This window comes from Embleya sp. NBC_00896 (assembly GCF_045207785.1).
GTDB lineage: Bacteria > Actinomycetota > Actinomycetes > Streptomycetales > Streptomycetaceae > Embleya.
Genome location: NZ_CP108777.1, coordinates 2,107,915 through 2,134,267, shown reverse-complemented (window position 1 = coordinate 2,134,267; position 26,353 = coordinate 2,107,915). Strand labels below are relative to the sequence as shown.

The 26,353-nt window shown below is 71.0% G+C and carries 22 protein-coding genes and 1 pseudogene; 12 read left to right on the top strand and 11 right to left on the bottom strand.

Features of this window, described 5'->3' with window-relative positions:
* Positions 1 to 387 precede the first annotated feature (387 nt).
* The 4 genes from OG928_RS42955 (at position 388) to OG928_RS42940 (ending at position 6,684) form a co-directional block, all read left to right on the top strand.
* On the top strand, positions 388 to 2,748 hold the full coding sequence (locus OG928_RS42955) for an arylsulfatase (RefSeq protein ID WP_331767460.1): 2,361 nt from the start codon (positions 388 to 390) through the stop codon (positions 2,746 to 2,748).
* A gap of 136 nt (positions 2,749 to 2,884) precedes the next feature.
* Positions 2,885 to 3,844 (top strand): formylglycine-generating enzyme family protein, encoded by a 960-nt coding sequence (locus OG928_RS42950; RefSeq protein WP_331767459.1) that lies wholly within the window; start codon positions 2,885 to 2,887, stop codon positions 3,842 to 3,844.
* Between the two features lie 566 nt (positions 3,845 to 4,410).
* Positions 4,411 to 5,871, top strand: a complete 1,461-nt coding sequence (locus OG928_RS42945; RefSeq protein WP_331767458.1) for an amidase — start codon at positions 4,411 to 4,413, stop codon at positions 5,869 to 5,871.
* Positions 5,872 to 6,081: 210 nt separating this feature from the next.
* Complete coding sequence (locus OG928_RS42940) at positions 6,082 to 6,684, top strand: RDD family protein (protein ID WP_331767457.1); 603 nt, start codon at positions 6,082 to 6,084, stop codon at positions 6,682 to 6,684.
* A 64-nt stretch (positions 6,685 to 6,748) separates the two neighbouring features.
* On the opposite strand, the gene OG928_RS42935 is transcribed toward OG928_RS42940, so the two are convergent.
* The 3 genes from OG928_RS42935 to OG928_RS42925 all read right to left on the bottom strand — a co-directional run bounded on the left by OG928_RS42935 (position 6,749) and on the right by OG928_RS42925 (position 9,848).
* The gene (locus tag OG928_RS42935) at positions 6,749 to 7,852 is read right to left on the bottom strand and encodes a hypothetical protein (RefSeq protein WP_406291780.1); all 1,104 of its coding nucleotides are present in this window, start codon (positions 7,850 to 7,852) and stop codon (positions 6,749 to 6,751) included.
* A gap of 332 nt (positions 7,853 to 8,184) precedes the next feature.
* Complete coding sequence (locus OG928_RS42930) at positions 8,185 to 8,532, bottom strand: hypothetical protein (RefSeq protein ID WP_406291779.1); 348 nt, start codon at positions 8,530 to 8,532, stop codon at positions 8,185 to 8,187.
* Positions 8,533 to 8,816: 284 nt separating this feature from the next.
* On the bottom strand, positions 8,817 to 9,848 hold the full coding sequence (locus OG928_RS42925; RefSeq protein WP_331767455.1) for a serine hydrolase domain-containing protein: 1,032 nt from the start codon (positions 9,846 to 9,848) through the stop codon (positions 8,817 to 8,819).
* 656 nt (positions 9,849 to 10,504) lie between these two features.
* Here OG928_RS42925 and OG928_RS42920 point away from each other — a divergent pair.
* A complete protein-coding gene (locus OG928_RS42920; protein ID WP_331767454.1) occupies positions 10,505 to 11,152 on the top strand; it encodes a GAP family protein in 648 nt (215 codons plus the stop codon).
* Positions 11,153 to 11,393: 241 nt separating this feature from the next.
* On the opposite strand, the gene OG928_RS42915 is transcribed toward OG928_RS42920, so the two are convergent.
* The 5 genes from OG928_RS42915 to OG928_RS42895 all read right to left on the bottom strand — a co-directional run bounded on the left by OG928_RS42915 (position 11,394) and on the right by OG928_RS42895 (position 16,709).
* On the bottom strand, positions 11,394 to 12,629 hold the full coding sequence (locus OG928_RS42915) for a hypothetical protein (RefSeq protein WP_331767453.1): 1,236 nt from the start codon (positions 12,627 to 12,629) through the stop codon (positions 11,394 to 11,396).
* Positions 12,630 to 12,970: 341 nt separating this feature from the next.
* Complete coding sequence (locus OG928_RS42910) at positions 12,971 to 13,246, bottom strand: SHOCT domain-containing protein (protein ID WP_331767452.1); 276 nt, start codon at positions 13,244 to 13,246, stop codon at positions 12,971 to 12,973.
* 44 nt (positions 13,247 to 13,290) lie between these two features.
* Positions 13,291 to 13,734: a DUF6325 family protein gene (locus tag OG928_RS42905; RefSeq protein WP_331767451.1), complete on the bottom strand. Its 444-nt coding sequence runs from the start codon at positions 13,732 to 13,734 to the stop codon at positions 13,291 to 13,293.
* 355 nt (positions 13,735 to 14,089) lie between these two features.
* On the bottom strand, positions 14,090 to 15,997 hold the full coding sequence (locus tag OG928_RS42900) for a HAMP domain-containing sensor histidine kinase (RefSeq protein ID WP_331767450.1): 1,908 nt from the start codon (positions 15,995 to 15,997) through the stop codon (positions 14,090 to 14,092).
* The gene (locus OG928_RS42895) at positions 15,987 to 16,709 is read right to left on the bottom strand and encodes a response regulator transcription factor (RefSeq protein WP_331767449.1); all 723 of its coding nucleotides are present in this window, start codon (positions 16,707 to 16,709) and stop codon (positions 15,987 to 15,989) included. The genes OG928_RS42900 and OG928_RS42895 overlap by 11 nt, the downstream gene beginning before the upstream one ends.
* 294 nt (positions 16,710 to 17,003) lie before the next feature.
* Here OG928_RS42895 and OG928_RS42890 point away from each other — a divergent pair, with 294 nt between their 5' ends.
* From OG928_RS42890 to OG928_RS42865, 6 genes are all read left to right on the top strand, one after another.
* Entirely contained in the window at positions 17,004 to 17,645 is a 642-nt protein-coding gene (locus OG928_RS42890) for a hypothetical protein (RefSeq protein WP_331767448.1), read from the top strand.
* Positions 17,632 to 18,927, top strand: coding sequence for a hypothetical protein (locus OG928_RS42885; protein WP_331767447.1), 1,296 nt, complete (start codon positions 17,632 to 17,634; stop codon positions 18,925 to 18,927). The genes OG928_RS42890 and OG928_RS42885 overlap by 14 nt, the downstream gene beginning before the upstream one ends.
* Positions 18,924 to 19,688, top strand: coding sequence for an ABC transporter ATP-binding protein (locus OG928_RS42880; protein WP_331767446.1), 765 nt, complete (start codon positions 18,924 to 18,926; stop codon positions 19,686 to 19,688). Before OG928_RS42885 ends, OG928_RS42880 begins: the two co-directional genes overlap by 4 nt.
* A complete protein-coding gene (locus tag OG928_RS42875) occupies positions 19,685 to 20,926 on the top strand; it encodes an ABC transporter permease (protein WP_331767445.1) in 1,242 nt (413 codons plus the stop codon). The genes OG928_RS42880 and OG928_RS42875 overlap by 4 nt, the downstream gene beginning before the upstream one ends.
* A 161-nt stretch (positions 20,927 to 21,087) precedes the next feature.
* A complete protein-coding gene (locus OG928_RS42870; RefSeq protein ID WP_331767444.1) occupies positions 21,088 to 21,312 on the top strand; it encodes a helix-turn-helix domain-containing protein in 225 nt (74 codons plus the stop codon).
* A gap of 11 nt (positions 21,313 to 21,323) precedes the next feature.
* Positions 21,324 to 21,824 (top strand): Clp protease N-terminal domain-containing protein, encoded by a 501-nt coding sequence (locus tag OG928_RS42865; protein WP_331767443.1) that lies wholly within the window; start codon positions 21,324 to 21,326, stop codon positions 21,822 to 21,824.
* Between the two features lie 49 nt (positions 21,825 to 21,873).
* Here the strand turns inward: OG928_RS42865 and OG928_RS42860 are convergent, their stop codons facing one another.
* Positions 21,874 to 22,863, bottom strand: a complete 990-nt coding sequence (locus OG928_RS42860) for a Gfo/Idh/MocA family oxidoreductase (RefSeq protein ID WP_331767442.1) — start codon at positions 22,861 to 22,863, stop codon at positions 21,874 to 21,876.
* A 400-nt stretch (positions 22,864 to 23,263) separates the two neighbouring features.
* Positions 23,264 to 23,584, bottom strand: a pseudogene (locus OG928_RS42855) (MFS transporter); the annotation flags it as partial.
* A 361-nt stretch (positions 23,585 to 23,945) separates the two neighbouring features.
* On the opposite strand from OG928_RS42855, the gene OG928_RS42850 reads away from it, so the two are divergent.
* Positions 23,946 to 24,284, top strand: coding sequence for a chaplin (locus tag OG928_RS42850; RefSeq protein ID WP_331767441.1), 339 nt, complete (start codon positions 23,946 to 23,948; stop codon positions 24,282 to 24,284).
* 157 nt (positions 24,285 to 24,441) lie between these two features.
* Here OG928_RS42850 and OG928_RS42845 read toward each other — a convergent pair whose 3' ends face one another.
* Positions 24,442 to 26,172, bottom strand: a complete 1,731-nt coding sequence (locus OG928_RS42845) for an amidohydrolase family protein (protein WP_331767440.1) — start codon at positions 26,170 to 26,172, stop codon at positions 24,442 to 24,444.
* Positions 26,173 to 26,353 lie beyond the last annotated feature (181 nt).

Here is a 26,353-nt window from a genome sequence, read left to right as displayed (position 1 = left end):
GTCGTGCATCCGGGTCACCGATGTTCACATCCAGGTCACCGACGGTCACGAGGGGACTGTGATCGGGCGACTCCTTCCACTGAACCGCAGCCGGGTGGTGCCCGCCACTCGGTGATGCCCGCCACTCCAGGTCACGCGACCGAGCCGGGGCGCGCGTCGCGCGCGTGCCCGAGCCGCGCCCGTCGCGCACGGTGTCGGCGCGATGCCGACGGCGGTCGGGCAGGCGATCGAGCCGATCTTCACCCGCGCGGGGTGAGGCGGCGGGCCGAGCTGCCGACCAGGGTGGACACAGGGCCGGCGTGGGGTGTCCACGGACCCGAGTGTCCGCGGCGTGTCCCGGACCGTAGACCCCGAGCAGGGCGAAATTCGCGAGAGAAGGCAAAGCTCATGGGTGACATCCAGCGCCAGATCCTGCCGATCCCGGATATACCGCGCACGGGGCCGATCACGTACGACGCGAAGGACCCCGACACCTCCTTCGCGGCGATCCGGCCCCTGCTCCCCCCGGACGGCGCGCCGAACGTCATGGTGATCATGCTCGACGACGTCGGCTTCGGTGCCGCCAGTGTCTTCGGCGGGCCCTGTCGGACCCCGGTGTTCGAGCGGCTGGCCATGGGCGGGCTCCGCTTCACGCGCTTCCACACCACCGCGCTGTGCTCACCGACCCGCCAAGCACTGCTCACCGGACGCAACCACCACTCCGTCGGCATGGGCAGCATCACCGAGATCGCGACCTCGGCCCCCGGCTACAACTCGATGAGGCCCAACACCAAGGCGCCGATCGCCGAGATCCTCAAGCTCAACGGCTATTCCACGGCGCAGTTCGGCAAGTGCCACGAGGTGCCCGTGTGGCAGACCAGCCCGGCCGGCCCCTTCGACGCGTGGCCCAGCGGTGGCGGCGGATTCGAGCACTTCTACGGCTTCATCGGAGGCGAGACCAACCAGTACGACCCGGCACTGTACGAAGGGACGACACCGGTGGATCCGCCGAAGACCGCGGCGGAGGGCTACCACCTCACCGAGGACCTGACCGACCGGGCCATCGCCTGGATCCGCCAACAGAAGACCCTGATACCCGACAAGCCGTTCTTCTGCTATTTCGTGCCCGGCGCCACCCACGCGCCGCACCATGTGCCCAAGGAGTGGGCCGACGGTTACCGCGGCCGGTTCGACCAGGGCTGGGACGCGATCCGCCGGCAGACCCTCGCCCGGCAAAAGGAACTCGGCGTCGTGCCGCCGAATGCCGAACTGACCAAGCGGCACGCGGAGATCCCCGCCTGGGACGAGATCGAGCCCGAGCTGCGGCCGGTACTCGCCCGGCAGATGGAGGTCTACGCCGGTTTCCTGGAGCACACCGATTTCCACATCGGTCGGCTCGTCGAGGCCATGGAGGACCTGGGCATCCTCAACGACACGTTGCTGATGGTGATCGTCGGCGACAACGGCGCATCCGCCGAGGGCGGCCTGCGCGGCAGCTTCAACGAGATGCTCGCCTTCAACGCCTTGGCCGATGTCGAGACGCCCGAGTTCCTGTCCGCACGGATCGACAAGTTCGGCACGCCGGAGGCGTACAACCACTACGCGGTCGGCTGGGCGCACGCCATGGACACCCCGTACCAGTGGACCAAACAGGTGGCCTCGCACTGGGGCGGGACCCGGAACGGCACCGTCGTCCACTGGCCGCGCGGCATTCGGTCCACGGGCCAGGTGCGCGACCAGTTCTGCCACGTCATCGACGTCGCCCCGACGATCCTCGAAGCCGCCGGGTTGCCGGAGCCGACCATGGTCAACGGCGTGCAGCAGTCGCCGATGGAGGGCATCTCGATGCTCTACAGCTTCAACGACGCCGACGCGCCCGAACGCCACGACCAGCAGTACTTCGAGATGTTCGGCAACCGCGGCATCTACCACAAGGGTTGGTCCGCGGTCACCAAGCACCGCACTCCGTGGCTGCTCGGCACCGCGCAGCAGATCGCCTTCGACGACGACATATGGGAGCTGTACAGCGGCCCGAACGACCCCACCCAGGCCCACGACCTGTCCGAGGTGATGCCGGACAAGCTGCACGAGTTGCAGCGACTCTGGCTGATCGAGGCGACCAGGTACAACGTGCTGCCCTTGGACGACCGCGCGGCCGAGCGCCTGAACGCCGACCTCGCCGGGCGACCCCGACTCGTCGAGGGCGATTCCCAACTGCTGTACGGCGGCATGGGCCGACTCAGCGAGAACAGCCTGGTCAACGTGAAGAACAAGTCGTTCTCGGTCACCGCCGAGATCGCGTCCACCAACGGCCCGGTATCCGGCGTCATCCTCGCCCAGGGCGGGAGCTTCGGCGGCTGGAGCCTGTACACCAAGCAGGGCCGGGCGAAGTTCGCCTACAACCTCTGCGCGCTGGAGACCGCGGAGATCGAGGCGGACCAGGCCCTTTCGTCCGGTGAGCACCAGGTGCGCATGGAGTTCGACTACGACGGCGGCGGTCTCGGCAGGGGCGGCAACGTCTCGCTGTTCTACGACGGCGAGAAGGTCGGCGAGGGCCACATCGAGCACACGGTTCCCTTCCTCTTCTCGGCGGACGAGACGGCCGACGTCGGGCAGGACAGCGGCACTCCGGTCGCCGCCGGCTACGGCACGTTGAACGGCGCCTTCACCGGCGACATCCACTGGGTGCAGGTCGACACCGGCGCGAACGACGACGACCACTTCATCGCGCCCGAGGAACGCATCCGCATCGCGATGGCCCGTCAGTGACCCGGGTCATGGAATCCGTCGGTGACCCGGGGCGTGGAATTGGGACGCCTCGCACGGACCAGTTCCGGAGGCTATGGCCGCCCTGCGTGAGCAGAATGACGGAACGGCGTGTATCCGGCATTCCAGGAGGAACCCCGTGACGACCAACCGGCCCGGTTGCTGTAGCCCCGGCCGCGCCGCGGACGCCCCTCGCGCGCCGGGCGACGCCGTGCCGCCGACCGGCCCCGTCGATGCGGCGGCGCGCCTGGTCCGCCTGGAGGGCGGTTGGTTCCGGATGGGCAGCGAGGACGCCGCGGCCTACCCGGAGGACGGGGAGGGTCCGTTGCGGCGGGTCCGCGTCGGCGCCTTCGGTCTCGATCCGCACTGCGTCACCAACGCGCGCTTCGCCGCTTTCGTGCGCGCCACCGGACACGTCACCGATGCCGAGCGATACGGCGCGTCCTTCGTCTTCGGCGGCCTGCTGCCCGACGACTTCCCGCCCACCCGCGCCGTGGCCGCCGCTCCGTGGTGGCGCGAGGTGCCCGGCGCCGACTGGCGCCACCCCGAGGGCGGCGGTTCCACGGCGGACGGCCGCGAGGACCACCCGGTGGTGCATGTGTCCTGGTACGACGCGGCCGCGTACTGCGCCTGGGCCGGGCTGCGGCTGCCCACCGAGGCGGAGTGGGAGTACGCCGCCCGGGGCGGGCTGGAGGATCGGCCGTTCCCGTGGGGCGGCGAGCTCCGGCCCGGCGGACGGCACCGAATGAACGTCTGGAACGGTTCCTTCCCCGACCACAACACCCTCGAGGACGGCTACCTCGGTACCTGCCCGGTTCACGCCTTCGCCCCCAACGGCCACGGCCTGCACAACATGACCGGCAACGTCTGGGAGTGGACCGCCGACTGGTTCCACCCCACCTGGCACGCCGACGGCCCCCGCGAGGACCCGGCGGGGCCGCCCACCGGCAGCGCACGCGCGTTGCGGGGCGGCTCGTACCTGTGCCACGCGTCGTACTGCCGCCGCTACCGGGTCTCGGCGCGCATGCCGAACACCCCGGAATCCGCGACCGGCAACATCGGCTTCCGTTGCGCGGGCCCCGCCGATTCCCGGTCCTGAACCCGCCGGGCCTTCGTCGCGAGACCCGAGATCCGAGATCCGAGAACGTGCGGCGTGCTCGCCCGATGCGCGGGTGAACACCGGGCATGCCGACCCGGGCACGACGGCCGATTCCGACGGCCGTTACCCGACGGCCCCTACCCGGCGGCCGTTCCTGGTGCGGGCTCCGACGACCTGCGCGATCGTGAAGGGGTGAACCGTGGCCGAGGAAACGATCGATCGCCGCACACCGACGCGCGCCTCTTCGCGGCCGGCGCGGTGCTGACCGCGGGCGGTGCGGTGGTCGCGTCCGCGGGCGTGGGTCTTGCCGCCTTCGCCGTCGCTGCGGCCGGCCGCAAGTGGATGCGGCGGCTCGAGGAGCCCGCCAGAGAACGGACCGTCGGCACGTTGCGAAGGGCCCGGAAGGCGTCCCGGGCCGGTCGGGATGCCTGGCGCACGGCGGACGGTCGCCCCCGCCCTTGAGAGGAACACCTTCGGCCTCGACGTCCGCTGGGATGCGCATGCTCGGATACACACGTCGGCGCGCCGGTCCGCGCTCCCTGTCCGTCGCTCCTCCAGGAGTCTCCTTGACCAGCGACAGCCCGACCCACCTGACCGCCGTCGAACTCGCCGGGCTGATCCGCCGCAAGGACCTCAGCAGCCGCGAGGCGACACAGGCCCACCTCGACCGGATCGAACGCCTCGACGCCGAGGTCAACGCCGTGGTCACGGTGGTCCCGGAGTCGGCCCTGGCGGCAGCCGACCGCGCCGACCGGGCCCTCGTCCGCTCGGGGCCGCTCGGTCCCCTGCACGGCGTCCCCGTGGTCCACAAAGACCTGTTCGACACCGCCGGCATCCGCACCACCTACGGGTCGACGATCTACGCGGACCACGTCCCGACCACGGACGCGATCATCGTCGAACGCATGGCCCGCGCCGGCGCGGTGACTCTGGGCAAGTCCAACACCCCCGAATTCGGCACCGGGTCCCACACCGTCAACCGCATCTTCGGCGCCACGCGCAACCCCTACGACCTCACGCTCAGCGCGGGGGGCAGCAGCGGCGGCTCGGCGGCGGCCCTCGCGGCGCGCATGACGCCCCTCGCGACCGGCACCGACATGGGCGGCTCGCTCCGCAACCCGGCCGGCTTCTGCAACGTCGTGGGTTTCCGTCCCAGTCCCGGCCTGGTCCCGTCGTCGCCGTCCGGCACGGCCTGGTGCAACCTGGCCGTCGACGGCCCGATGGCCCGCACCGTCGAGGACGTCGCCCTGATGCTGCGCGCCATCGCCGGCCACGACCCGCGCAGCCCGCTGTCCTGGCCGGGCGCAACCGGCGACTTCGCGCCGCACCTGGAACCGGGGCCGCGCACACTGCCCGGTCTGCGGGTCGCGTGGGGCGGGAACCTCGGCGGCCTCCCGGTGGACCGCCACGTCACCGAAGTCCTGCGCGACCAGGGCCTCGCGACCCTCGAAGCACTCGGATGTCACGTCACCGAGGACGAACCCGACTTCACCGGTGCCGAGGAGTCCTTCCGCACGCAGCGGGCCTGGTACTACGCGACCTGGTTCGAGGAGGAGTACCGCGATCGCCGCGACGCCCTGACCCCCGAGACGCGGTGGAACATCGAATGCGGACTCACCCTCACGGGCCACGACCTCGCCGTCGCCGAAGCCCGACGGAGCCGGCTGTTCCAGCACATGGCGGAGTTCTTCCATCGGTATGACGTGCTGGCGCTGCCCGTGAGCCAGACACCACCGTTCCCGGTCGAGCGCTCCTGGCCCACCGAGATCGAGGGCGTCCCGCAACACACCTACCTGGACTGGATGCGGTCGGCCTACTTCATCACCGCCACCGGCCTGCCCGCGATCTCGGTCCCGTGCGGCTTCACCGCGGCGGGCCTGCCCGTCGGCATCCAACTCGTGGGCGCACCGGCCGCCGACGCGAGCCTGCTCCGCACGGCCCACGCCTTCGAAACCGTCAACGGCTCGGGACGCCACCTCCCCGGCCGGCAACCCAACGCCTCGCCCCGAGCCCTGCACGGCGTCTGAACCCGGGCGGCGACTCACAGGTAGTGGTGGCACACCACCCTCGTACGCCAGGACGTCGTGCGCCACTTCGCGCGAGCCGCCTGTCGGTGCGCGGCCGGTGGCGAACGCGCCGACGTACCCGAACACATCGCGGCGTTCCGGCCCCAAGCGCGGCGGGGCGGCGTCACACTGGTGGCCCGCGTCGGGGGGCGCGGACAAGGGGGTGGGGACGTGTTCGGTGGTGCGCTGTGGCGTCGTCTCGGGGCCAGGTTCGTCGACTATTTGTTGGTGATGGTGCCGACCGTCGCGCTCGGCTGGGCCGCGGTGCCACTCGTGCAGCGGATGGTCTCGGCACAGGCGCAGCAGGTGGGTCGGCGGACCCGGGCGCGGATCATCTCGTCCGGCGTGGACGCCGACGTGCTGAGGGACACCGCACGCGACTCGGCGGAGACGATGTCTAAGACGGCCTCCGCGTTCGTGATCGCGCTGCTCGTGGTCGCGATGGTGTTGTGGTTCCTGTACGACTGGTTCGCGCACGCGGTGTTCGGCCGGACGTTGGGCAAGGTGGTGTTCGGCCTCGAGGTCGTCCGCGGCAGTGGCTGGGGGCGGCCCGGCCTCGTGCGAAGCCTGGCGCGCACCGCGGTGCTCATCGGGGTGCCGACCGTGTTGTTGTGCTACGCGTGGGCGTACACCCTGGCCGAACGCCCGGACCGCCCAACGGCGTTCCACGCGGCATCCTGGGCGGCAGCCGGCGGCCTGGCGATCGCGGTGCTGCCGGGCAACCGCGCACTGCACGACTGGCTGTCCTTCACCCGAGTGGAGACCACCCGATAGCCCGGCCGCTTTCGGCGGCCGGGCCGGCGAACCGACCCTGGGGGCGGCCGTTCGATCCTCGGGTCTACGAAGACCGCTCCGGTAGCCAGACCGGTGTCCGGCTGCCGGTCGGCCAAGCCGCGGTGGTCTCGCCGGTCCGACTGTCATAGGCCAGCGTGCGACCCGGATCCTGATGGTCGATCGCGATGTGGTCACCGTCGGGGGACCAGCCGAAGATCGGGCGGAAGGGGCCGCCGCCGTTGGTCGCATTGCCGGGGATCCGGTTCAGCTCGCCGGAATCCAGATCCAGGACGTATAGGTGGATCGAGTGGGTGACGACCGAGACGACCGCGAGCCGCTTGCCGTCCGGCGAAATGGCCGAGAACGGATCCACCGGGGGAAGTCCCTCCGGGCGCGGCACGTCGATGATCGAGCCGTCCTTCTCGTTGTACAGCGCGAGAACACCCCCGGTAGCCCCGCACTTCGGCGGGGAATCCGGCCAGCTCGCGTCCTCGGTGATCCTCTCCGCGCGGGAGAAGGAGTACAAACCGACCCGAGACGCGGAGAACGTGGAATCGCAGAACTCGTTCGCATCGTCGAAGAGTTGCTTGGGCGCCGAACCGCCGTCCGCCGGAACGGACATGATCCGCGCTCCGAAATGAGTCACGCCGCCCGGGTCGGCTGTGTGCGTGAAGAACAGTGTGCTGCCATCGACAGAGAACTCCGGCTGGATGTAGGCGCCGTCCTTCGGCGCGAAGTCCACCGGGTGGGACCCGTCCAGGGACTCCACGCGCAGCCCGGGCCCGGGCTTGCCGTCGGCCGCCAGGACGTTCCCCGCGACCCGACGGGCGTCCGGGGAGATCGCCTCGATCCCGATGTCGCGCACAGGGATCTCGGTGGGGGGTCCTTCGGGATCCCGGAGATCGGTGAGCACCGGTCGACCGTCGATGTTCAGGATCAGTGGGCGGGCCTCCGGGTCGGTCGGTAGATCGACCTTGGCATCCCCGTCCCGGGGACCTTCCGTCGGAGACCCGGTCACATCGGGTCCGTCCGTCCGCGGGCCGCCCGAGGGGGTGGCCCCCCTGCTCGGGGCGGCGTGACCCCGCGAGCCGTGATCCGCCCGCTCGATCGTCCAGGCCACCAGTGCCGCGCAGACCAGCGCGATCAGCGCCGCGGTGAGAAACCACACCGGACGGATCTTCCCCGCATCACTTCGCAAGCGCACGACATCCACCTCTCTTGCCGGCGCGAAAGTCGAGCACCATCCGCGTCCGACCCGCCCCCGGAAGGGCCACCACGGCCACGCACCGCGACCACGCCCTACCAAGCCGTCGCCCATCAAAGCACGCGTGGCCGATGGCCGCCGCCGATGCACTCGACCAACCTGTTCGAAGTCCTGGCCGAGGGCGGCATGCACGTCACGCCGGCGTGAGCTGCGGCCCCTCCCTCTGGATCACACTCCGAGCATCGGGCTGGAGACGCTTCCCGAACGGCGCGCACCGCAGGACGCCCACGAAGGGATCAACCGGGCGGCGGCATCGACATGTGGACACAGGTGGCGCCTGGCGCGGCTTCGGTGATGCACATTCGGCGCAGCAGGCCGCGTGCGAGGCGCCCGCCCGAGGCATGGTGCCAGGCCACACCGGGGTGCAGGGATCGCAGATGTGACAGGGCTCGAATCCCCAACCCGCCCGCGAGGAACGGTTGTCCGAGCATGAGATGGGTGATCACCGCGCGCCCACATCGCCGACAGATCACATAGGTCACCTCGCCGACGACCCGGCGCGCGTGGACCAGGAGGAGGCATTGATCGACGCCTCGACCAGGGACCGGCGTGTCCAGGATGTTCACGTCGCGATAGGCACGCATCCTGCGGCGAAGGCGACCCTTGACGCGATGTGTTCGGCGGTGGCGGCCGGATATCGCTTTCCTCGAGCCGACCCGCGAGCCGGGGGTGGCGCTGTAGGTCCGGGCGGCCGGAAGGGCCGGGGCGGGAGACGCGTCGGCTCCATGCATGCGTCGATGCCTACCCACAGCCATCCGATCAATGCGTACATTCACCGCCTGAACGGCATGACTCCGGACGAAATCTCCGGACGAGCTCTCACGACGAGCTCTCCGGCCCCGGGCCGACCCGTGCGCGTCGGCCCGGATCAGGGGCCGTCGGAAAGCAGGGCGACGAGTCCTCGGGTGAGTTCGCCATCCTGATCCTCGAGGTCCCAACCGCCCTTCCGGGTGACGTGGTTGGTGGCCCAGAAGACCATGATGGAGTCGGTGGGGCGGATGGCGTAGCGCGCGTAGGACCAGTCGTTGCCGCCGTCGTGGGTGGCGATCGGGCCGCCGGGAGAGGGCAGGATGGTCCAGCCGTAGCCATACGATCCGGTGGAGCCGTCGCCTTCGGGAACGTGGGGCGTGAACATCTTCGCTTTGGCTCCGGCGTTCAGGACCGCATCGCCTTGCAGAGCGCGATACCAGCGGTACATGTCGCGCGCGGTGGAGAGCAGACCCCCGTTGCCGCGCAGGTTCCAGTACGGGCCGTCGGGTGCCCACGGGTGGTCGAGCGGAGTGCCGTGGGCGCGGCCGTCCCGGTCGTACTCGACGGCCACGTCGTCGCGGCGGGGGTCGGCGAGGAGGTAGCCGGTGCGGGTCATGCCGGCCGGTTCGAACAGGCTCCGCGTCAGGAACTCGGCGTATCCGGTGCCGGATGCCTTCTCCACGATCGCGGCAAGCACCGAGTAGCCGGTGTTGGAGTAGGCGAACACGGTTCCCGGCACGGATCGCAGGGGTGCGGCGAGAGCGCGGTCGAGCATCGCGTCCCGGGTCAGGGGCTCGTAGTCGTCGCCGAGGCCCTCGGGCAGCCCCGAGGTGTGGGTGAGCAGGTGGTGCACGGTGATCGCGCGTTTGTCGTCCGGGACCGGGTCCAGGTAGGCGCCGATGGGGTCGGTGACCCGCAGCGCGCCGGTCATCTCCAGCTTCAGCACGGCCGCGGCGGTGAAGGATTTGGTGACCGAGCCGATGTCGTAGACCGTGTCGCAGCCCGCCGCGCGGTTCTCCTCCCGGTTCGCCGGCCCGCGGCCCTGGCAGCCGACGAGCTCGCCGTCCCGCGCGGTGGCCACCGTGCCGCCCGCCTTCGCGGGCCAGTTCTCGGCGAGGAACCGCTCGATCGCGGCCGCCCGTGCGGACACCGGGCTCCCCGCGGCGCCCGTCGAAACCGAGGGCCGTGACCGGGGACGGTCGTCCCTGTGCTCGTCCCCGCCCGCACAGCCGGCCAACGCGACCGCCATGGCCGCCGCCCCCGCGATGTACCCGCGCCGGTGCCCACGCCCGCGCCGTGGTGTCGTGCCGATGCGTCCCATCAGGTCCCCCGAACGTCCGGACGCGGACTTCCCGCGTCGCCTTCGAAAACGCTACGAATCCGGAAGGCTTGCGTCGTCCCGCAGACGAGCCAACGTTCCCTCCCCGCCACGGGGGAGCCCTGCGGCCGCCCCTCCCCGGCCGGAGCCACCCCGCCCCCGAACGCCGCCCGGCGGACGACGCCGTATCAGGCCGGAACCGGGACGCGTGGAGCGTCACTCCACGGCGCCGCGGCACCCGCCGCCGACGCCGGCCTCCGATGGACACGTCCGGCTCAGTGCGTCCCGGGCCCGGTTGCCGCTCCCCGAGAAGAGCGGAAGCGTGGCACTCACGACGACTCCGCAGCGTCGCTCCGGCCACGTGACGCGGCGTCGGGGTGGTCGGGGGCACGAGGTGGCACCGGGGACAACCTCTGGTGTTCGAAGGCGAGGGCACGTGAGCACGTTGTCGAGTGACCCACAAACGCCGAGTCCCGTGAGCGGCAGCCATGGTCCTTGATCTCGTCGTCATCGGCACAGCCATCACCCTGGGGCCGTTGCACAACTCCGCGTTCATCCTCTTGCTGTCCGCCAACAGGGGGTTGCTGAAGGGACTCGTCTTCGTCCTCACCTGGCTCGCCGAGCTGGTCGTGGTGGTGGCCGGCGTGCTGGCGCTGACCGGTGGCGACCCTCCTTCGCGCCACAGCTCGCCCTCGACGACGGCCCTGGCGATCAAGCTTGCCGTGGGCGTCGCGCTGGTCGTGTACGGCGAGCACAGACGGCGTCGGAAGGTCACCCGCTCCCGGGGAACTCCCAAGTGGCTGGCACAACTGGATCGCGTCTCGGCATGGACGGCCGCCGGTCTCGCCATCCTTCTGCAGCCCTGGGCGATGGTGGCCGCCGGTGGCGCCACCGTGTTGCAGGCGGACCTGTCCTCCACCGCCTCGTTCGTGGCTCTGACCGGCTACTTCCTGCTCGCCACCGCCAGCCTGCTCGCGATGGAGCTCTACGCGACGTTCGCACCGACCAAGGCGCACGCCGAGCTCGGGAGGCTTCGCACGGCGATCGACGAACACCAGGACCAGGCGATCGTCATCCTGTCGCTGCTGCTCGGCCTGTGGCTCGTGGCGGAGAGCACCTACGAACTCGTCACATAGGACCGACCCCTCCGCCGTCCGATTCGCCTCCCCTGCGCCGGAAGCGCCTCGCCCATGCGTCGGGCCGGTGAGTCACGGACGCCCCCTCGACCGCATCCCGCCGAGCAGTGCCGGGGGGATTCCTTGCCGGGATCGGCCAGGCCCAGATGCGCGTCACCCACCCCGCCGGATCCTCCTGGATCGACGGGGTGGGCGCTGGTTTGGTGCGGGTTCCCCCACGGTCCAGGGACCCGACGCGGCGTCAGACGGCGCTGGATCCCGGCCGGCCGTTCGGGTCGTGATGGTGGGCCTGCGTCTCTCGACCGGTCGCGGCCAGCAGTGCGATCACCGCGAGCAGGACGAGGAGGATGACGACGAGCAGCAGGATCGTCAGTGCGGTGGGGCGGTTCCACAGCGCGAACCACAAGGCGATCAGCAGCAGTACGCCGAGGACGAGCCACCGCCGCTGGGCGGCCACCCAGGTGCCCACCTTCCCCGTGACAATCCCGTGGCGGTCGGCCCAGTGCGCGATGGAGTCGCTGGTGCGCTCCAGACGTCCGCGCAGGGCGCGCGGCAGCCGGCCCGCGCCGGACAGGTACGCGCCGATCGCCACGACCAGGCCCAGGACGATCGCGGTGCGAACGCTGTCCTTGAGGAAGCGCAGCAGCGTGTCGAAGATCGCCGCGGCCGCCGCCGGGGACTGTACCTCCGCGGGCAGGTGGTCGAGATAGAAGCGGCGTGCGATCGCCAGGCCGATGGCGATGATCAGGGAGGCGGCGGCCGCACCCAGAGCCACGGCGATCAGGGCTCGGCGGCGGCGCCGGGCGAGGAGTACCCCGATGGCGCCGATCAGGACGGCGATGACCGGCAGCCAGTTGCCCAGCATGTCGAGCGCGTGTGCGGCGCCTCTGATCTGATCCAGTTTGTCGGACTGGAAGAGCACCATCTGCTTGTTGACGTCGGGGATGCTCTCCGCCGGGCTGACGCCGGCGGACACGAGATCCTGCTTGACCGTATCCACGGCGGTGCCGACATCGAGGGTGACGGTGCCTCCGTCGACCCCGATCGCGCCGCGGCCCTCGCCGGTGAGGGCGTCGACGACGGCTGTGTGGGCGGCGCGGTTGGCGTCGGTCCAGACGGTCTCGAACCTGTCGCTCTCGACGAAGCGGGTCGACGCTTTGTGGGCGGCCTGGGTGGCCGCGTCGTTCAACTGCGGCGCCAGTCCCTTCACCGCCTTGCCCACTCGCGGCGGCAGTCCTTGGGATTCGAGCCAGGCCGCGAGGTCCGAGGTGACCTGGACGCCGTCGACGCGGACGTCGACCGCCTTGGTGATGCGATTGGCCACGGCGGCCTCGATCGCGGAGTTCGACGCGAGTGGGGACACCGTCTCGACGTAGCGGTCGGTGTCCAGCACGATGTCGTGCACCCACACGGTGATCAGCGAGACCGGCACCAGGATGCAGGTGAGCGTGATCAGCACGGCCGAGATCGTGCTCATGACGATCCGCCCCGCACGCGAGGCACCCCTTCGGCCCAGTGAACGCGGTGGCGGGGCGGGCGCGTCGTGCGGCGGCTCGGGCGGCGTGCTCATGTCACTCCCGGGGCGACTGCGCTGGAACTGCGTACCCGTCCATTGAGTACACAATGTGACCCACAGCGCACTCCGGGTTGCATCCTTCGGGTCGGCGCCCCGGGACCACGGCAGGGCCGACCGATGCGAAGGCACGCCCGGCGCGGTGTTTTCGGGGGCTTCAGGGCATCGGGTGCTTCAGGTGCTTCAGGTGCTCCGGACGCCTCGGACGCCTCGGACACTTCAGGCCAGGAGCTTCTGCTCGGCCTTCAGCCGAGGATCCTGGCCTTCTGGGCCTCGAACTCGCTTTCGCTGAGTACGCCTTGGTCCTTGAGCTCCCCCAACTCCTTGAGTTGGGCGAGCTTGCCGCTCATGTCGTCCGTCGGTGCCGCTGCCTCCGGGGCGGGTGCGGGCTGGGGCGCGGCTTGCTGTGGCTCCTGCTCGGCCCAGCGGCCGGCCTGCCGCCGGGAGACTCGGTTGGAGACCGCGGTGGCGGTTCCCGCGACCACGGCGGTGCGGGCGACCCCGCGAAGAAGGCCTGGCATGGTGTTCTCCTTGGCTGGCTTCGAGGAAAGCGGTCGGGAACGATTCAGGCCCTGGACTCGGCGGCGTCGAGCGAGGCCAGGATCTCCTGGACGGGGATGCGTCCGTTGGCGACGAGCCGGCCTCCGCCGCGCCGCAGGGCCGCCGCGAACGGTCCCGCCCACACGTTCTCGTAGACGAGGATGCCCGCGGAGCTGCCGGGTTCCAGGACTCCGCTCACGTCTTCGATCTCGTCCCGGCCGAGCAGGCCCGAGGAGACGCCGTCGAAGACGGTGAGGTCGAGTTGGCTGTCCCCGGTCAGGTCGGCGAGTTCGACGCCTCGGACCGATCCGTCCTGCTCCTTCCTGACGAAGATCAGGTCCAGGATCCGGATGATGCCCCGGTCGACCAGATCGATCAGGAGAGGCAGTCCTTCGCCGGTCATCCGGCTTCCCGGGAACTCGACCACCAGGTAGTCGATCGGTCCGGGCTCGTTGGATTCGTCGCTCATGTCGGCTCCTCGTCTGGTCGGGCCATGGCGGCGGGCCGGCTGCGCGGAGCATCGGGACCGTTCGCCCTCGGCCCCTCCGGGCCACCGCGGCCCGCCGGGACCGATCGGTGACCGCCGCCTCCGTCATTGCACCAGCGCACGGGTGGACGCGCATCTCGGCCGTCGACCGGCTCCCGGGGTGGTGGTGCCGCGGTGGGACACCGCGCGGCGGGGTATCGGCCCCGCCGAGCACGACCGGGCCCGGTCCGGGGTCAGGCGGGCTCGCCGCCGCTCATCACCGCCACCCATGACCGCGATGACGACCGGCTGTCACATCCGGACATCCGACCGAGCCCCGGTTGCTCAGGAAGGCTGCTCAGGCCGGCAGGCGTATGCCGAATACCGAACCGACGCCGGGTGTGCTCCGTACCGTGACCGAACCGCCATGGGCCCGGGCGAGTCGGTGGACGATCGCGAGGCCGAGTCCGCTGCCGCCGGTGCGTCGGTTCCGGGACTTCTCCGCGCGCCAGAACCGGTCGAAGACGTGCGGAAGGTCCTGCGCCGCGATGCCGGTTCCGGTGTCGGTCACCTCGAACACGACCTCCGGCCCGTCCTGGTACGCGTGCACGGTCACGCTCCCGCCCTCCGGGGTGTGCCGCACCGCGTTCGACACGAGGTTGCCCACCATCTGCCGCAGCCGCACCGCGTCGGCCGGCACCCGCAGGTCCGCCTCGCCCCGCGCCACCAGCGCGACGCCCGCCGCCGCGGCCCGGGGCAGGTGCGCCGCCACGACCTGCTCCGACAACTCACGCGGCGACACCGGTTCCACCCGCAGGCCGAGCCGGCCCGCGTCGGCCTCGGCCAAGTCCTGGAGATCGTCGATCACGTGTTGGAGCAGCACCGCCTCTTCGAGCAGCGAGGACGTCAACGCGCGGTCCGGCGCCACGATCCCGTCCTCGACCGCCTCCAGCCAGCCGCGGATGTTGCTCAGCGGCGTACGCAGCTCGTGGGCCACGTCGCCGACCATCTCCTTGCGCTGCTCCTCCATCCGGCTCCGGTGCTCGGACATGTCGTTGAATGCCTCGGCGAGCCGGCCGATCTCGTGGTTCGCGGCGAGGTCCACCCGCGTCGCGTCGTCGCCGTCCCGCATGCGCAGGGCCGCGTCGGTGAGCGCGGTCAGCGGCCGGATCAGCCGGGCCGCGACCAGTCCGGTGACCGCTGCGGTGAGCAACAGGATCAGCGCGGCGACGCCGCCGATGCGTGCGGTGTCGGCCCGGCTCAGGTCGAACGCGGGCGCTGTGGAGCCGTCGTGGTCGCCCACGAACAACAGCGTCGCCGGCACGACGTAGGGGGTGAGCTGCTCGCGCCGGGCGGTGTCGACGCACGCGTCGACGTCCCGGGCGGTGGCGGGCGAGGCGTTCTTGTCCCAGGTCAGGTCGAGCCCGAGCGTGAGCGGCGCGATCCGCTTGCGCTCCAGGCAGGCCGCGAACAGGCCGTTGAGCGCGCCCAGCGCCTTCACCTCGGTCCCGGTCGGCGCGTTCAGTCGTTCGAGGCCGCACAGCCTGCCGATCACGTCGTTCGAAGCCCGGCTGTCGCCGGCTCCGGGACGTACGCCGGAGCTGTCGGACACCACGTTCGGACTGCGACCGGAGTCAGGCACGGAAACGGGACCCGGGGAGGTCGCGATGGGCCCGGCGGATTCGCCGGCCCCCGTGGGTCCGCCCACGATCGTGACGACCGAGCGCCCGTTCGGCCGCTGCCCGATGTCACCGGAGCGGCCCGACGCGCGCAGGCACTGCACCACCAGGTCCGCGTCCTTGCGCGACTGCGCGCTTTCGGTGTCCGTGAGCCGGAACGGTCCCACCGCCTCCGGATCGATGCGGTCGGATCCGGTGGTGGGTACGAGGAGCGCGTCGACCGCGAGCGGGTCGACCACGGCCGACGGTCGCGTGAACGGCGGCGGCGACGCCGGCCCCGCGTCGGAGTCGGCGATCGGTGCGCCTTCGCGCGTCGCCAGCGCGATCCGTCGGCCGGTGTCCCGGGACAGCTCGCGCAGGATCGGTTCGACACCGGGCCACTGCGTGTGGGTCGCCGCGTACGTCGACAGCGTCCGGTAGATCCGGGTGTCGTCGGCCAGAACCCGGCTCTGCCCCTCTCGGATCGCCCCCTCGGTGGTCTGCGCCGCCAGCCACGCGGTCGCCGCCACCGCGCACGCCGCGACCAGGATCGAGGAGGCGAGCAGACGGACGAGGAGGCTCCGGTGCAGCGGGACCCTACGCGCCACCGCCGCGCTCCCCACGGGCGTCCGCGCCGGGCTCGCCCATCTTGTAGCCGACGCCGAACACCGTCACCAGATACGCCGGGCGCTGCGGGTCGGCCTCGATCTTCCGGCGCAGATTCATGATGTGCACGTCGACCGTGCGGATGGTCACGTAGCGGTCGAACCCGTGCGCCTGATCGAGCAGCTGCTGCCGGGTGTACACCCGACCCGGCTCGGTGATCAGGGTCTCCAGGAGCCGGAACTCGCCGGGCGTACAGTCCACGCGGCGCCCGGCGACGGCCACTTCGTGCCGTACCGGGTCCACCGAGAGCTCGCCGACCCGCAGGACCGGATCGGGCGGACTCGCCGGGCGCCCGCTTCGGCGCAGCAGCGTACGCACGCGCGCCATCAGCTCGCGCGGGCTGTACGGCTTGGTCAGGTAGTCGTCCGCGCCCAGGTCCAGACCGAGCAGCAGGTCGTCCTCGGTCGAGCGCGCGGTGAGCATCAGAATCGGCAGTTCGCTCTCGCGGCGCAGGACTCGGGTGACGTCCAGGCCGTCGACGCGCGGCATCATCACGTCCAGGACCAGGATGTCGGGTCGCTTCGTGCGGGCCGCGTCGATCGCGTCCCGACCGTCGTGGACGACGGTGACCACGTGACCCTCGCGCTCCAGGTAGAGGCGGACCAATCGGGCCTGCTTCTCGTCGTCCTCGGCCACCAAAACGTGCGCGCACATGGCGTCGATGCTAGTGCCGCGCCCGGCAACGTTTGCCCCGTCGCGGTGTCCGGTGCGGTGCCTCGGCGTGGCGCCGGAACGTTCTCGTACTGGAGTACTCGGACGTTTCGGCGGGACGGCGAGGCGCCGTGCCGGGCGCCGCGACGGGGCAAACGTTGCCGGGCGCGGCACTGGTGCCGCGCCCGGGTGCCGTGACCTGGTCCGATCGCCATCGGGCCCAGGTCGTCCCGGTTCCGATCCCATCCTGACCACGACCTGACAGGTTTCTGACATCCGGACGGCAGCATCACGGCCATGCCTCGAATCGACCCCTTCCTCCCGCCCGCCCGCCGTTCCCGTTCGGTCGCCCTGTCCGGCGTCGCCCTGGCGGCTCTGCTCGTGCTGACGGCATGTGGTGCCGACGATGCCGATAAGTCCTCCTCGCAGGTCGCCTCGCTTCCCACGTCCGCGGCCCCGGCCCAGGACCGACCCGCCGCCCCCGGTACCGCGGGCGGACAGGTCGGTGCGCCGCCCGCCACGAGCGCCGACACGTCCCAGGCGCCCACCGCCGGCCGACCCCAGCGCCGCCTGGACACGTCCGAGGAGGAGGAGAAGCGCATGTGGGCCGCCTACGAGGCGTGCCTGACCGGCAAGGGCGTCGACACCCGGCAGACCGGATCCGTGGAGGGCGAGATCGCGCGCACCAAGAAGTACGCGCGCGAGTTCAAGGAGTGCGAGATCAAGTTGCCGTTGATGGCGCCGGAGATGGACAGGAAGACGAACCCGAAGTACGACGACGACATGCGCAATTGGGTCAAGTGCATGAACGCGAAGGGCATGAAGGTCAAGGTCGTCTCCGATGGATGGACCTTCACCGGCGAATCGACGTTGACCAATGAGCAGCACCGCAAGATCGAACAGGAATGCAAGATGGAGGCCTTCGGTGGCAAGCGCTGACGACGAGGGCGCCGGCACCGTCGAGTTCCGCGAGCCGCGGCGCGCGCGAGCCGGGCGACGGGTCGTACTGATCGTCGTCGTGGTGCTGGTCCTCGGCGCGGGCGCCGCGTTCGCCGTCACGAGTCGAGGCGACGGGTCGCACGGTTCCGCGAAGAAGTCGGCGAGCGTCGCGACGGCCGCGGTGGCCAGGACCGACCTGTCCGACGCCCGTGATCTGCCGGGCACACTCGGGTTCGGGACCGAACAGCCGCTCAAGGCCGGCCGCAAGGGCATCGTGACGTGGCTGCCCAAGAGCGGGGACACGATCACCCGCGGCAAGCCGCTGTACCGCCTCGACGATCGGCCGGTCTCGCTCTTCTACGGGGCGACCCCGATGTTCCGCGCGCTGGGCAGGGCGGAGGGGGACGCGGCGGGCGGCGGCACGGACGCCAAGTCGGATCCGAAGCAGACGGATTCCAAGCAGACGGATTCCAAGCAGTCCGACCCGAAGCAGTCCGATCCCAAGCAGTCCGATCCCAAGCAGGACACCGCCAAGAAGGATGCCGCCAAGCCCCCTCGGGGCCGTGACGTGCGGATGGTCGCGGACAACCTCAAGGCACTCGGCCACGACATCGGTACCCAGCCCACCGGCAACCCGGCAGGTGAGGCGACCTGGACTCCCGCCCTGTCCGCGGCCGTCAAGAAGTGGCAGAAGGCGATCGGCGCCCCGCAGACCGGTGTCCTGGAGGTCGGCGATGTCACCGTGTTGACCGGCGAGATCCGGGTGGGCGCGCTGTCCGCCGCGCTCGGCGACGACGCGTCCATCGCACCGGTGATGACCGCCACGCCGACGGCCAAGGCGGTCAGTGTGTCCGTCGCCGCGACCGACATCGGCTCGATCGCCGTGGACACCCCCGTGACCGTCGTGCTCCCGGACAACACCGAGGCCCCGGGCACGGTGTCCGGAATCAGCCGCAGCACCGAGCGCAAGGACGCCGGCATCGGCGCCCTTGGCCCGGAGGCCGGCGCGGCGAAGATGACCGTGACGGTCACCCTCGACGACCCCGCGGCGGTGAAGAACCTCGACGCGGCCGGCGTCCAGGTCCGCTTCGTCACCGAGACCAGGAAGGGAGTCCTGACCGTGCCGATCGGCGCGCTGGTCGCGCTCCGCGAGGGCGGGTACGCCGTGCAACTGCCCGCCGGCCGCCTGATCGCGGTCAAGACCGGCCTGTTCGTCAAGGGCTTGGTCGAGGTCGAAGGCAGCGGCCTGGAGCCGGGCACGCGGGTGGTGACCACGTCGTGAGTCCCGTCCTGGAGGTCGTACACGCGAGCAAGGCGTATCCGGGCGGCGTCAAGGCGCTCGACGACGTGTCGCTCGCGATCGAACCCGGCGAACTCGTGGGCATCGTCGGCCCGTCCGGCTCGGGCAAGTCCACCCTGCTCAACCTGATGGGCACGCTGGACACCCCGACCGCGGGCACGGTGTCCATCCTGGGCCACGACGTCGGCGTCCTGTCCGACCGTCGGCTCTCCGCTCTCCGTGGACGCCTGCTCGGCTTCGTGTTCCAGCAGTTCCACCTCACCGACGGGCTCACCGCCGCGGAGAACGTGGCGACCGGACTGCTGTACGCAGGCGTCCCGCGCCGCCGTCGCCGGCCACTCGCCCTGGAGGCGCTCGGCCGGGTCGGCCTGGCCCGCCGCGCCGAACACCGGCCCAACGAACTGTCCGGCGGCGAACGGCAACGCGTCGCGATCGCCCGGGCGTTGGTCAACGCGCCCGCCCTCGTCCTCGCCGACGAACCCACCGGCGCGCTGGACACGGCGAATGGGCAGGCGGTCCTGGAGTTGCTGAATCACCTGAACACCGAGGGCGCCACGATCGCGATCATCACGCACGACCGGGACATCGCCGCCGGATTGCCGCGCCGCGTGGAGATCCGCGACGGGCGACTCGTCGCCGACAGCGGGCGCCCGGCGCCCGAAGCGCCCGACGCCCTTGAGGGGTCCGAGGGGTCCGAGGGGTCCGTACCCGCGGCGCCCGCGACCGTCGGAGGTCGGCCGTGAGCCGCCGCGCCCGCTCGGCGCGAGCGGCGACCGCGACCGACCGGACCCGACCCGTGCGCCTGGCCCCGGCCGACATCCTGCGGCTCGGCCTGCTCGGCATCCGCACGCGCAAGATGCGCGCCGCGCTGTCCGCCCTCGGCATCTCGATCGGCATCGCGACGATGATCATCGTCATCGGCATTCCGGCGTCGAGCCAGAAGGCGTTGATGGACGAACTCTCCGCGATGGGTACCGACACGCTGCGCGCCGAACCGCAGCCGGACCAGAAGCCCCCGGTACTGCTGCCCGAGGCCGCCGACGCGATGGCCGCCCGGATCGGCCCGGTCACCCTCACCAGCGCGGTCGCGAACACCCACGCGGTGGTCCGTCGTTCGGACCGGATCGACCCGAACGACGGCTCGGGTCTGGCGGTGTTGGCGAGCCGGCCCAACCTCCTCGAAGCCATCCACGGCAAGGTCCGCTCCGGCCGCTTCCTCGACGCGGTCACCGAACGCTTCCCGACCGTCGTACTCGGCCACGAGGCCGCGCTCCGGCTCGGCTTCGACACGTTGACACCGGGCCAGGCCCCACCTCAGGTCGACATCGGCAACCGGTGGTTCACCGTCGTCGGCATCCTCGAACCGGCCCCGCTGGCCCCCGACATCGACCGCGCGGTCCTGGTCGGCTGGGAGGCCGCCCGGATGAACCTGGGCTTCGACGGCCACCCCACCGTCGTCTACGTCCGCTCCGACGAATCGGCCATCGAGGCCGTCCGCGCGGTCCTGGCCGAAACCGTCAACCCGGCCCTGCCCGGCATGGTCCACGTCAGCCGACCCTCCGACGCCCTGGCCGCCAAGCGCGCGACCGAGAGCACGTTCTCCGCCCTGTTCCTGGGCCTCGCCGGCGTCGCACTCCTGGTCGGTGGCATCGGGGTGGCCAACACGATGTTCATCTCGGTCCTGGAACGCCGAAAGGAAATCGGCCTACGCCGCGCCCTGGGCGCCAACCGCGGCCAGATCCGCGGCCAGTTCCTCACCGAGTCCGTCGCCCTGTCCACCCTCGGCGGCCTCGCCGGCACGGCTCTGGGGGTGGCGGCGACCATCGGCTACGCCTGGTCCCAACACTGGCCCGCGGTGGTCTCGCCGGCCTCGGTCGCGGCGGGCTTCGGCGGCGCGGTCCTCGTGGGCATGGCCGCCGGCGTCTACCCCTCGATCCGCGCCTCCCGCCTGACCCCGACGGAGGCACTGGCCGGCACGTGACCCCCACCCGAAGGCCGGGACCGCCTCATGCCTCGGCGTGGCGGGCGCGGCCCCGGCGCCGGGCACCGGGGCGAGGGCGGGCCGGGCCGGGCCGGGCCGGGCCGGGCAGACCTCATCAACCTTTGTTGACGCGCCGATCCTCTATCAACTAAAGTTGATGCGTGATCGATTCGGGAGACATTCCCTCGCCAGAGAACCCCGAGGACGCGTTCGCCGCCGTTGTTGCACTGCGGAGGCTCGCGGCCTCATTGGAGCGATCTGCGGTGGAGCACGCGCTCGCCCAGGGGTGGACCTGGAACCACATCGGGCAGGCCCTCGGCACCAGTGCTCAGGCGGCCCACAAGCGACTGTCTCCGAACCGGCGAGCACCACAACAGGACCAGTAGGGAGAATCACCATGGGTATTCGAAACGCGATACACGACATGGGCGCGATGAAGCTCCTGCTCACCGGGGCGGAAGCGGAGGCACGGGCGCTCGGCGACGAACTCCCCGGCCCCGAACACCTCCTCCTGGCCGCACTCGCGCTCCCCGACGACTCCGGGCGCGAGGCCCTGGCTGCGTCGGGCGTCACCGTCGAGGACGTCCGCCGCTCCCTGACCGCGTCCCACGTCGCGGCCCTGCGTTCGGTCGGGGTCGACGCCGACTCGGTCCCTCCGACGCCACCGGGCCCCGCCCCCCACGGGCCGTATCGCGCGTCCGGCAGCGCGAACGACGTGTTCCAGCGCGCGGTCGCCATCTCCAAGACCGCACGACCCAAGAAGCTGCGAACGGCCCACGTGGTCATGGCAGTCGCGGAACTCGAGCACGGAACCGCGGCCCGGGTCCTGCGCGATCTGGGCATCGAACGTGCGGCTCTCATCGCGGCCGCGGACGAAGCGATCCGAGCCAGGCCCTGACAACCGCGGCGGCCGCGGGAACGCGGCAGCGGCGGATCCCGCGACCGGGTCAGGCCACGACACCAAGTGTGGTGCGTGCCCTCTCCAGGGTGCGCAGGACGGCGAGGGTGGCGTCGTGCGGCATGGTCGGGCTCTCGATGCGCCCCGCGCGTACCAGGTCGCGGACTTCGCGGAGTTCGGCGGCGTATGCCTGTTCGGCGCCGTCGATCCGGAACTCCTGCGGCAGGGTTCCGTCCGGCCGCACCGTGATCGTGGTGGCCGCGTGGAACGGCGGGTCGATGTCGATGCGTCCGGCGGTGCCGATCACGGTGGCGGTCATGGGCAGGAAGCTGACGAGTGAGGTCTCCAGCAGGGCTCTGGCCCCGCCGGGCCAACCCAGCAGCAGGGCGGCTTCCGCATCGACGCCGTTCGGTGCCAGTGCTCCCACCGTGGCCACCGAATCGGGTGTCCCGAAGAGCAACTGCGCCAGGGCGACGGGATAGACGCCGAGGTCCAGCAGCGCGCCTCCACCCAGGGCTCGGTTCCACAGGCGGTGCTGCGCGTCGTACGGGAGGGGGAACCCGAAGGAGGCGCTGAGAGAGCGTGGTTCGCCGATCGCGCCGTCGGCGACGGCGTCCGTGACGCGGCGGATCAGCGGGTTGAACCGCATCCACATGGCCTCCATCAGGAACACGTCGGCCTCTCGCGCCCGCGCGACCATCGCCTCGGCCTCGGCGAGCGTCGCGGCGAGGGGCTTCTCGCACAGCACCGCCTTCCCCGCGGCGATCGCCAGGTCGACGACATGGCGGTGTCGCGTGTGCGGGGTGGCCACGTAGACGGCTTCCACGGCCGGGTCGGCGACCATCTCCTCGTACGAGCCGAACGCCGCGGCCGCGCCGAGTCGGCCGGCGAGGTCGACCGCGCGGTCCTTGTCGCGGGACCCGACCGCGGCCACTCGCATCCCCGGCTCGGCCGCGATCACCCTACCCACGGTCTCGGCGATCGACCCGGTGGCCGCGATCCCCCAGCCGAACCCCGCAGTGTCGTGTGTCGAACTCATGACCCACTCCTTCTGACGTGTTGTCGTACGCGATGTGGGTCGCGCGGGGTTCGCGACGACGCGGCGCCGGTGAAGCGGTCGGCTTCGAGTCGGTCACCGGGGCCGGCATGATCCGGCGGCCCTACCCGCTTCCATGTACCAAGGAATTTGGCCCCTCAGCGTGCGGATGAACCCTGGCCGTGTCAAGGTCGCCTTCCGGAATCGTCTCGCGGAGTAACTCCGCTCAGGGCTTTCCCCTTCGCGGACGGGCGCGAGGCGGTCCCCGCCGGGAGGTACGCGGGCGATGCCGCCCGGGAGAGTGCGTCGGCCTCGATTCGGGAGATCCTTTCCCGGCACGGATGACACGTGCGAAGGGGGTTCCCGGCCGCGGTGTTCGGTCCTCGGCAATCCCAGGTCCGGGCTATCCGATGCCTGACTGCGTTGGCGTGCGGGAGGGTTGCGGCGCGGGGCGGTGGAGGAGGAAGGCGACCGCCGCGCCCAGGACGGCGACGGCCGCGGCGATGGTGAAGGCGGCCGTGGCGTCGGCCGTCGGGCCGGTCACGGCGCCGGTGGCCGCGGTGCCCAGGCCGTACCCGGTCCACATGAAGGTGTTGAGCCGGCCGAAGACCTCGGTGCGGTACCGGTCGGGCGCGCGCTCGGCGAGCAGGGTGGTCACCAGGATGTCGCGCGGACCGCTCAGCAGACCGGCCGCGATGATCACCGCGGCCAGCGCGAGGAACCCGGAGGCGAAGGCACCTGCGTCGGTACGGCGCGATCACGGCAGCCCGACGCGGGCAGCGGGCGGGGAGTCGGCGGTCGAAACGCGGTTGACCCCGGTTTGATCGCCGGTCGACACCGGTCGACACCGCGGCAGGCGATGCGGGGGCAGTGTGCGCGGCGTACGGCGGCGCCCGCCTGATGCGCCCGATGCGCCCGATGCGCCCGATGCGCCCGAGTGCAACTCGCCGAATTACGCGTCGAGTTGCCCCGCTAGGCCGATCGGATGAATGGGCGCACAGGGTGGTTGCCGGGACGGGTTCGCGTCGTTGAACCGGTCCTGCGCCGCACTCGGGCGGCGTGGGTGGGTGATTCGGAGATATGCAGTGAACTCGTTCAAGAAGGCCACCATGATGGCCGCCGGCAGCGCCGCCCTGGTCATGAGCGGCGCGGGCGCCGCCGGTGCCGCCGCCGACGCGGACGGCGCCGCGGTGGACTCCCCTGGTGTCCTTTCCGGCAACAACATCCAGGTCCCGGTCCACATCCCGGTCAACGTGTGCGGGAACACTGTCGACATCGTCGGCATCCTCAACCCGACGTTCGGGAACTTCTGCGCCAACATCGACGGCGACGACGACAAGGGCAAGCACCACGAGTCCGGCAAGCACGAAGGTGCCGGCAAGCACGAGGGTTCCGGCGAGCACGGTGGCGGCATGCACAACTGACCCGAGCCCCGTTCCCTCCTGATCGGCCGTCCTCCGCGTCCGACGCCCGGGCCCCGCGAGTGCATCCGCGGGGCTCGAGGCATGTCCGGTCCAGGAAGGCGATCGTGTCGTCGGCCATCAGCCGGTCGGTGATCGGCCCCGCCACGTTGGGTCGGCGTCAGCAGTGGTGGGTGAAGAGGATCGGCTCGTCGTGTGGCAGGACCGGGGCGGTCTTCGGGCCGGTCGCCGGGTGGATCGTCCGGCCTTCCTTGATGGTCTCCTCGACGGTGATGTCCTGGATCGCGCCCGGCGGCACTGTGACCGGGTTGGCGCTGAGGATCACCAGGTCGGCGAGTTTGCCCACCTCGATGCTGCCCTTGGTGGCCTCTTCGCCGTACTGGTACGCGGCGTTGATCGTGATGGACTTGACCGCGTCGAGGCCCGACACGCACTGGTGCCGTCCCAGTTGGTAGCCGTCGCGGGTGACGCGGGTGACCTGGCTGGACAGGATCGCGATCGAGTTCGGCAGCGCGACGGGGGCGTCGTGGTGGGACGTGTAGATCATGCCGCGCTTCAGCGCCCACTGGGCCGGTGAGATGTCGGCCGCGCGCAGCGGACCAAGCACGACGTCGCGGTACCAGTCGCCCCAGTAGAACGTGTGCATCGAGAAGAACGACGGGATGATGCCGAGTTCGCGGAAGTCTTCGATCTGATCCTCACCCGCCGTCTGGCAGTGGATCGCCGTGATGCGACGATCGGCGGGCTCGGCCTTTTGGGTCACGATCCGTACGGAGCGGATCAGTTGGTCGACCGCGGCGTCGCCGTTGACGTGCGCGATGATCTGCCAACCGTGCTTGAAGCCGGCGCGGACCTGGGCGAGGGCGACCTTGTCGGTGAGGGTCGCGTAGCCGCAGTATTCCTTGCCGTGATCCCCCGGTGGGGTGGTGTAGGGCTCGCGCAGCCACGCGGTGCGGCCCTGCGGGGAGCCGTCGAGGATCATTTTGATACCGGCGGCCCGCAGCCCCTTCGTGTACTGGTTGCTCGGCCTGAGCCGGTCGGGTTCGTCGATCGCCTCCTTCGCCTTGACGTAGACGACGACGTCCGCCGCGAGGCGGTCGGGCTCGGCGTTCGCCAAGGCCCGCAAGGCGTCCAGTACGGCCAGGGACGCGGCGCCCTCCTGGACGGTGGTGAAGCCGAAGCTCGCGGCGGCCCGTAGGCCCTTGTCCAGGAGCTGTGCGGTGTCGATCTTGCCCAGGCCCGCGATCGCCCGGTCGGAGGCGGGAAAGAAGGCGGTCTCCTCCAGCACTCCGTTGGGGTCCCCGTGCTCCGGCGCGTCGTTCTCGCGCCGGATCGCGCCACCCTCGGGGTCGCACGTCAGGGCGCTGTACTCGAGCAGTTCCAGGCCCTTGGTGTTGACCGCGCCGAGGTGGAAGGACTGATGGATGGCCAGTACCGGTCGTTCCGTCGAGACCTCGTCCAACTCCTGACGTGTGGGGTGCCGTTCCTCGGTGAGCTGGGAGTCGTCGTAGCCGAAGCCGATGATCCACTTGGACCGCAGGCCGACATCGCTGTCGGCGAACTCGCGCAGTTTCCGCTGGATCGAGGCGGTGTCCGTGACGTCGCCGTCGGGATCGCTCAGCAGGTTGGCGATCGTGGCCTGCAGGCCGGTGCCGACGACGTGACCGTGTGGGTCGATGAAGCCGGGCAGCAGCACGCGGCCCTTGAGGTCGCGGAGGCGCGTCCCCTCCCCCTGCCAATCGGCGATCGCCCGCTCCAGTGTGCCGACGAAGACGATCAGCCCGTCCTTGACCGCCACCGCCTCGGGCGCGGCGTCCGTAGGCGCGAATCCGTCGGCCACCGGCACGATTTCGCCGCCGTGGAAGATCACGTCGGCCGCTCCGGCTCGCATTCCCGGTGTTTCCGGTGTTTCCGACGAGAGTTCATCCGACATGCCAAACCACCCGATCCTTCGCGTCGACCACGATCATGTCGTTACGCAGTCTGACGGCAACACTCCGTGACATCGAAGGCGAAATCCGGCCGTCCTGCGCGGGCCCCGGCCGCACCCCGGCCACATCGCGCCGCGCCGA

Bases quoted from the DNA above. Each gene is read 5' to 3' on its own strand.
- OG928_RS42955 (WP_331767460.1), top strand. From the start codon at position 388: ATGGGTGACATCCAGCGCCAGATCCTGCCGATCCCGGATATACCGCGC.
- OG928_RS42930 (WP_406291779.1), bottom strand. From the start codon at position 8,532: ATGCGTGCCTATCGCGACGTGAACATCCTGGACACGCCGGTCCCTGGT.
- OG928_RS42920 (WP_331767454.1), top strand. From the start codon at position 10,505: ATGGTCCTTGATCTCGTCGTCATCGGCACAGCCATCACCCTGGGGCCG.
- OG928_RS42915 (WP_331767453.1), bottom strand. From the start codon at position 12,629: ATGAGCACGATCTCGGCCGTGCTGATCACGCTCACCTGCATCCTGGTG.
- OG928_RS42910 (WP_331767452.1), bottom strand. From the start codon at position 13,246: ATGCCAGGCCTTCTTCGCGGGGTCGCCCGCACCGCCGTGGTCGCGGGA.
- OG928_RS42905 (WP_331767451.1), bottom strand. From the start codon at position 13,734: ATGAGCGACGAATCCAACGAGCCCGGACCGATCGACTACCTGGTGGTC.
- OG928_RS42895 (WP_331767449.1), bottom strand. From the start codon at position 16,709: ATGTGCGCGCACGTTTTGGTGGCCGAGGACGACGAGAAGCAGGCCCGA.
- OG928_RS42890 (WP_331767448.1), top strand. From the start codon at position 17,004: ATGCCTCGAATCGACCCCTTCCTCCCGCCCGCCCGCCGTTCCCGTTCG.
- OG928_RS42865 (WP_331767443.1), top strand. From the start codon at position 21,324: ATGGGTATTCGAAACGCGATACACGACATGGGCGCGATGAAGCTCCTG.
- OG928_RS42860 (WP_331767442.1), bottom strand. From the start codon at position 22,863: ATGAGTTCGACACACGACACTGCGGGGTTCGGCTGGGGGATCGCGGCC.
- OG928_RS42845 (WP_331767440.1), bottom strand. From the start codon at position 26,172: ATGCGAGCCGGAGCGGCCGACGTGATCTTCCACGGCGGCGAAATCGTG.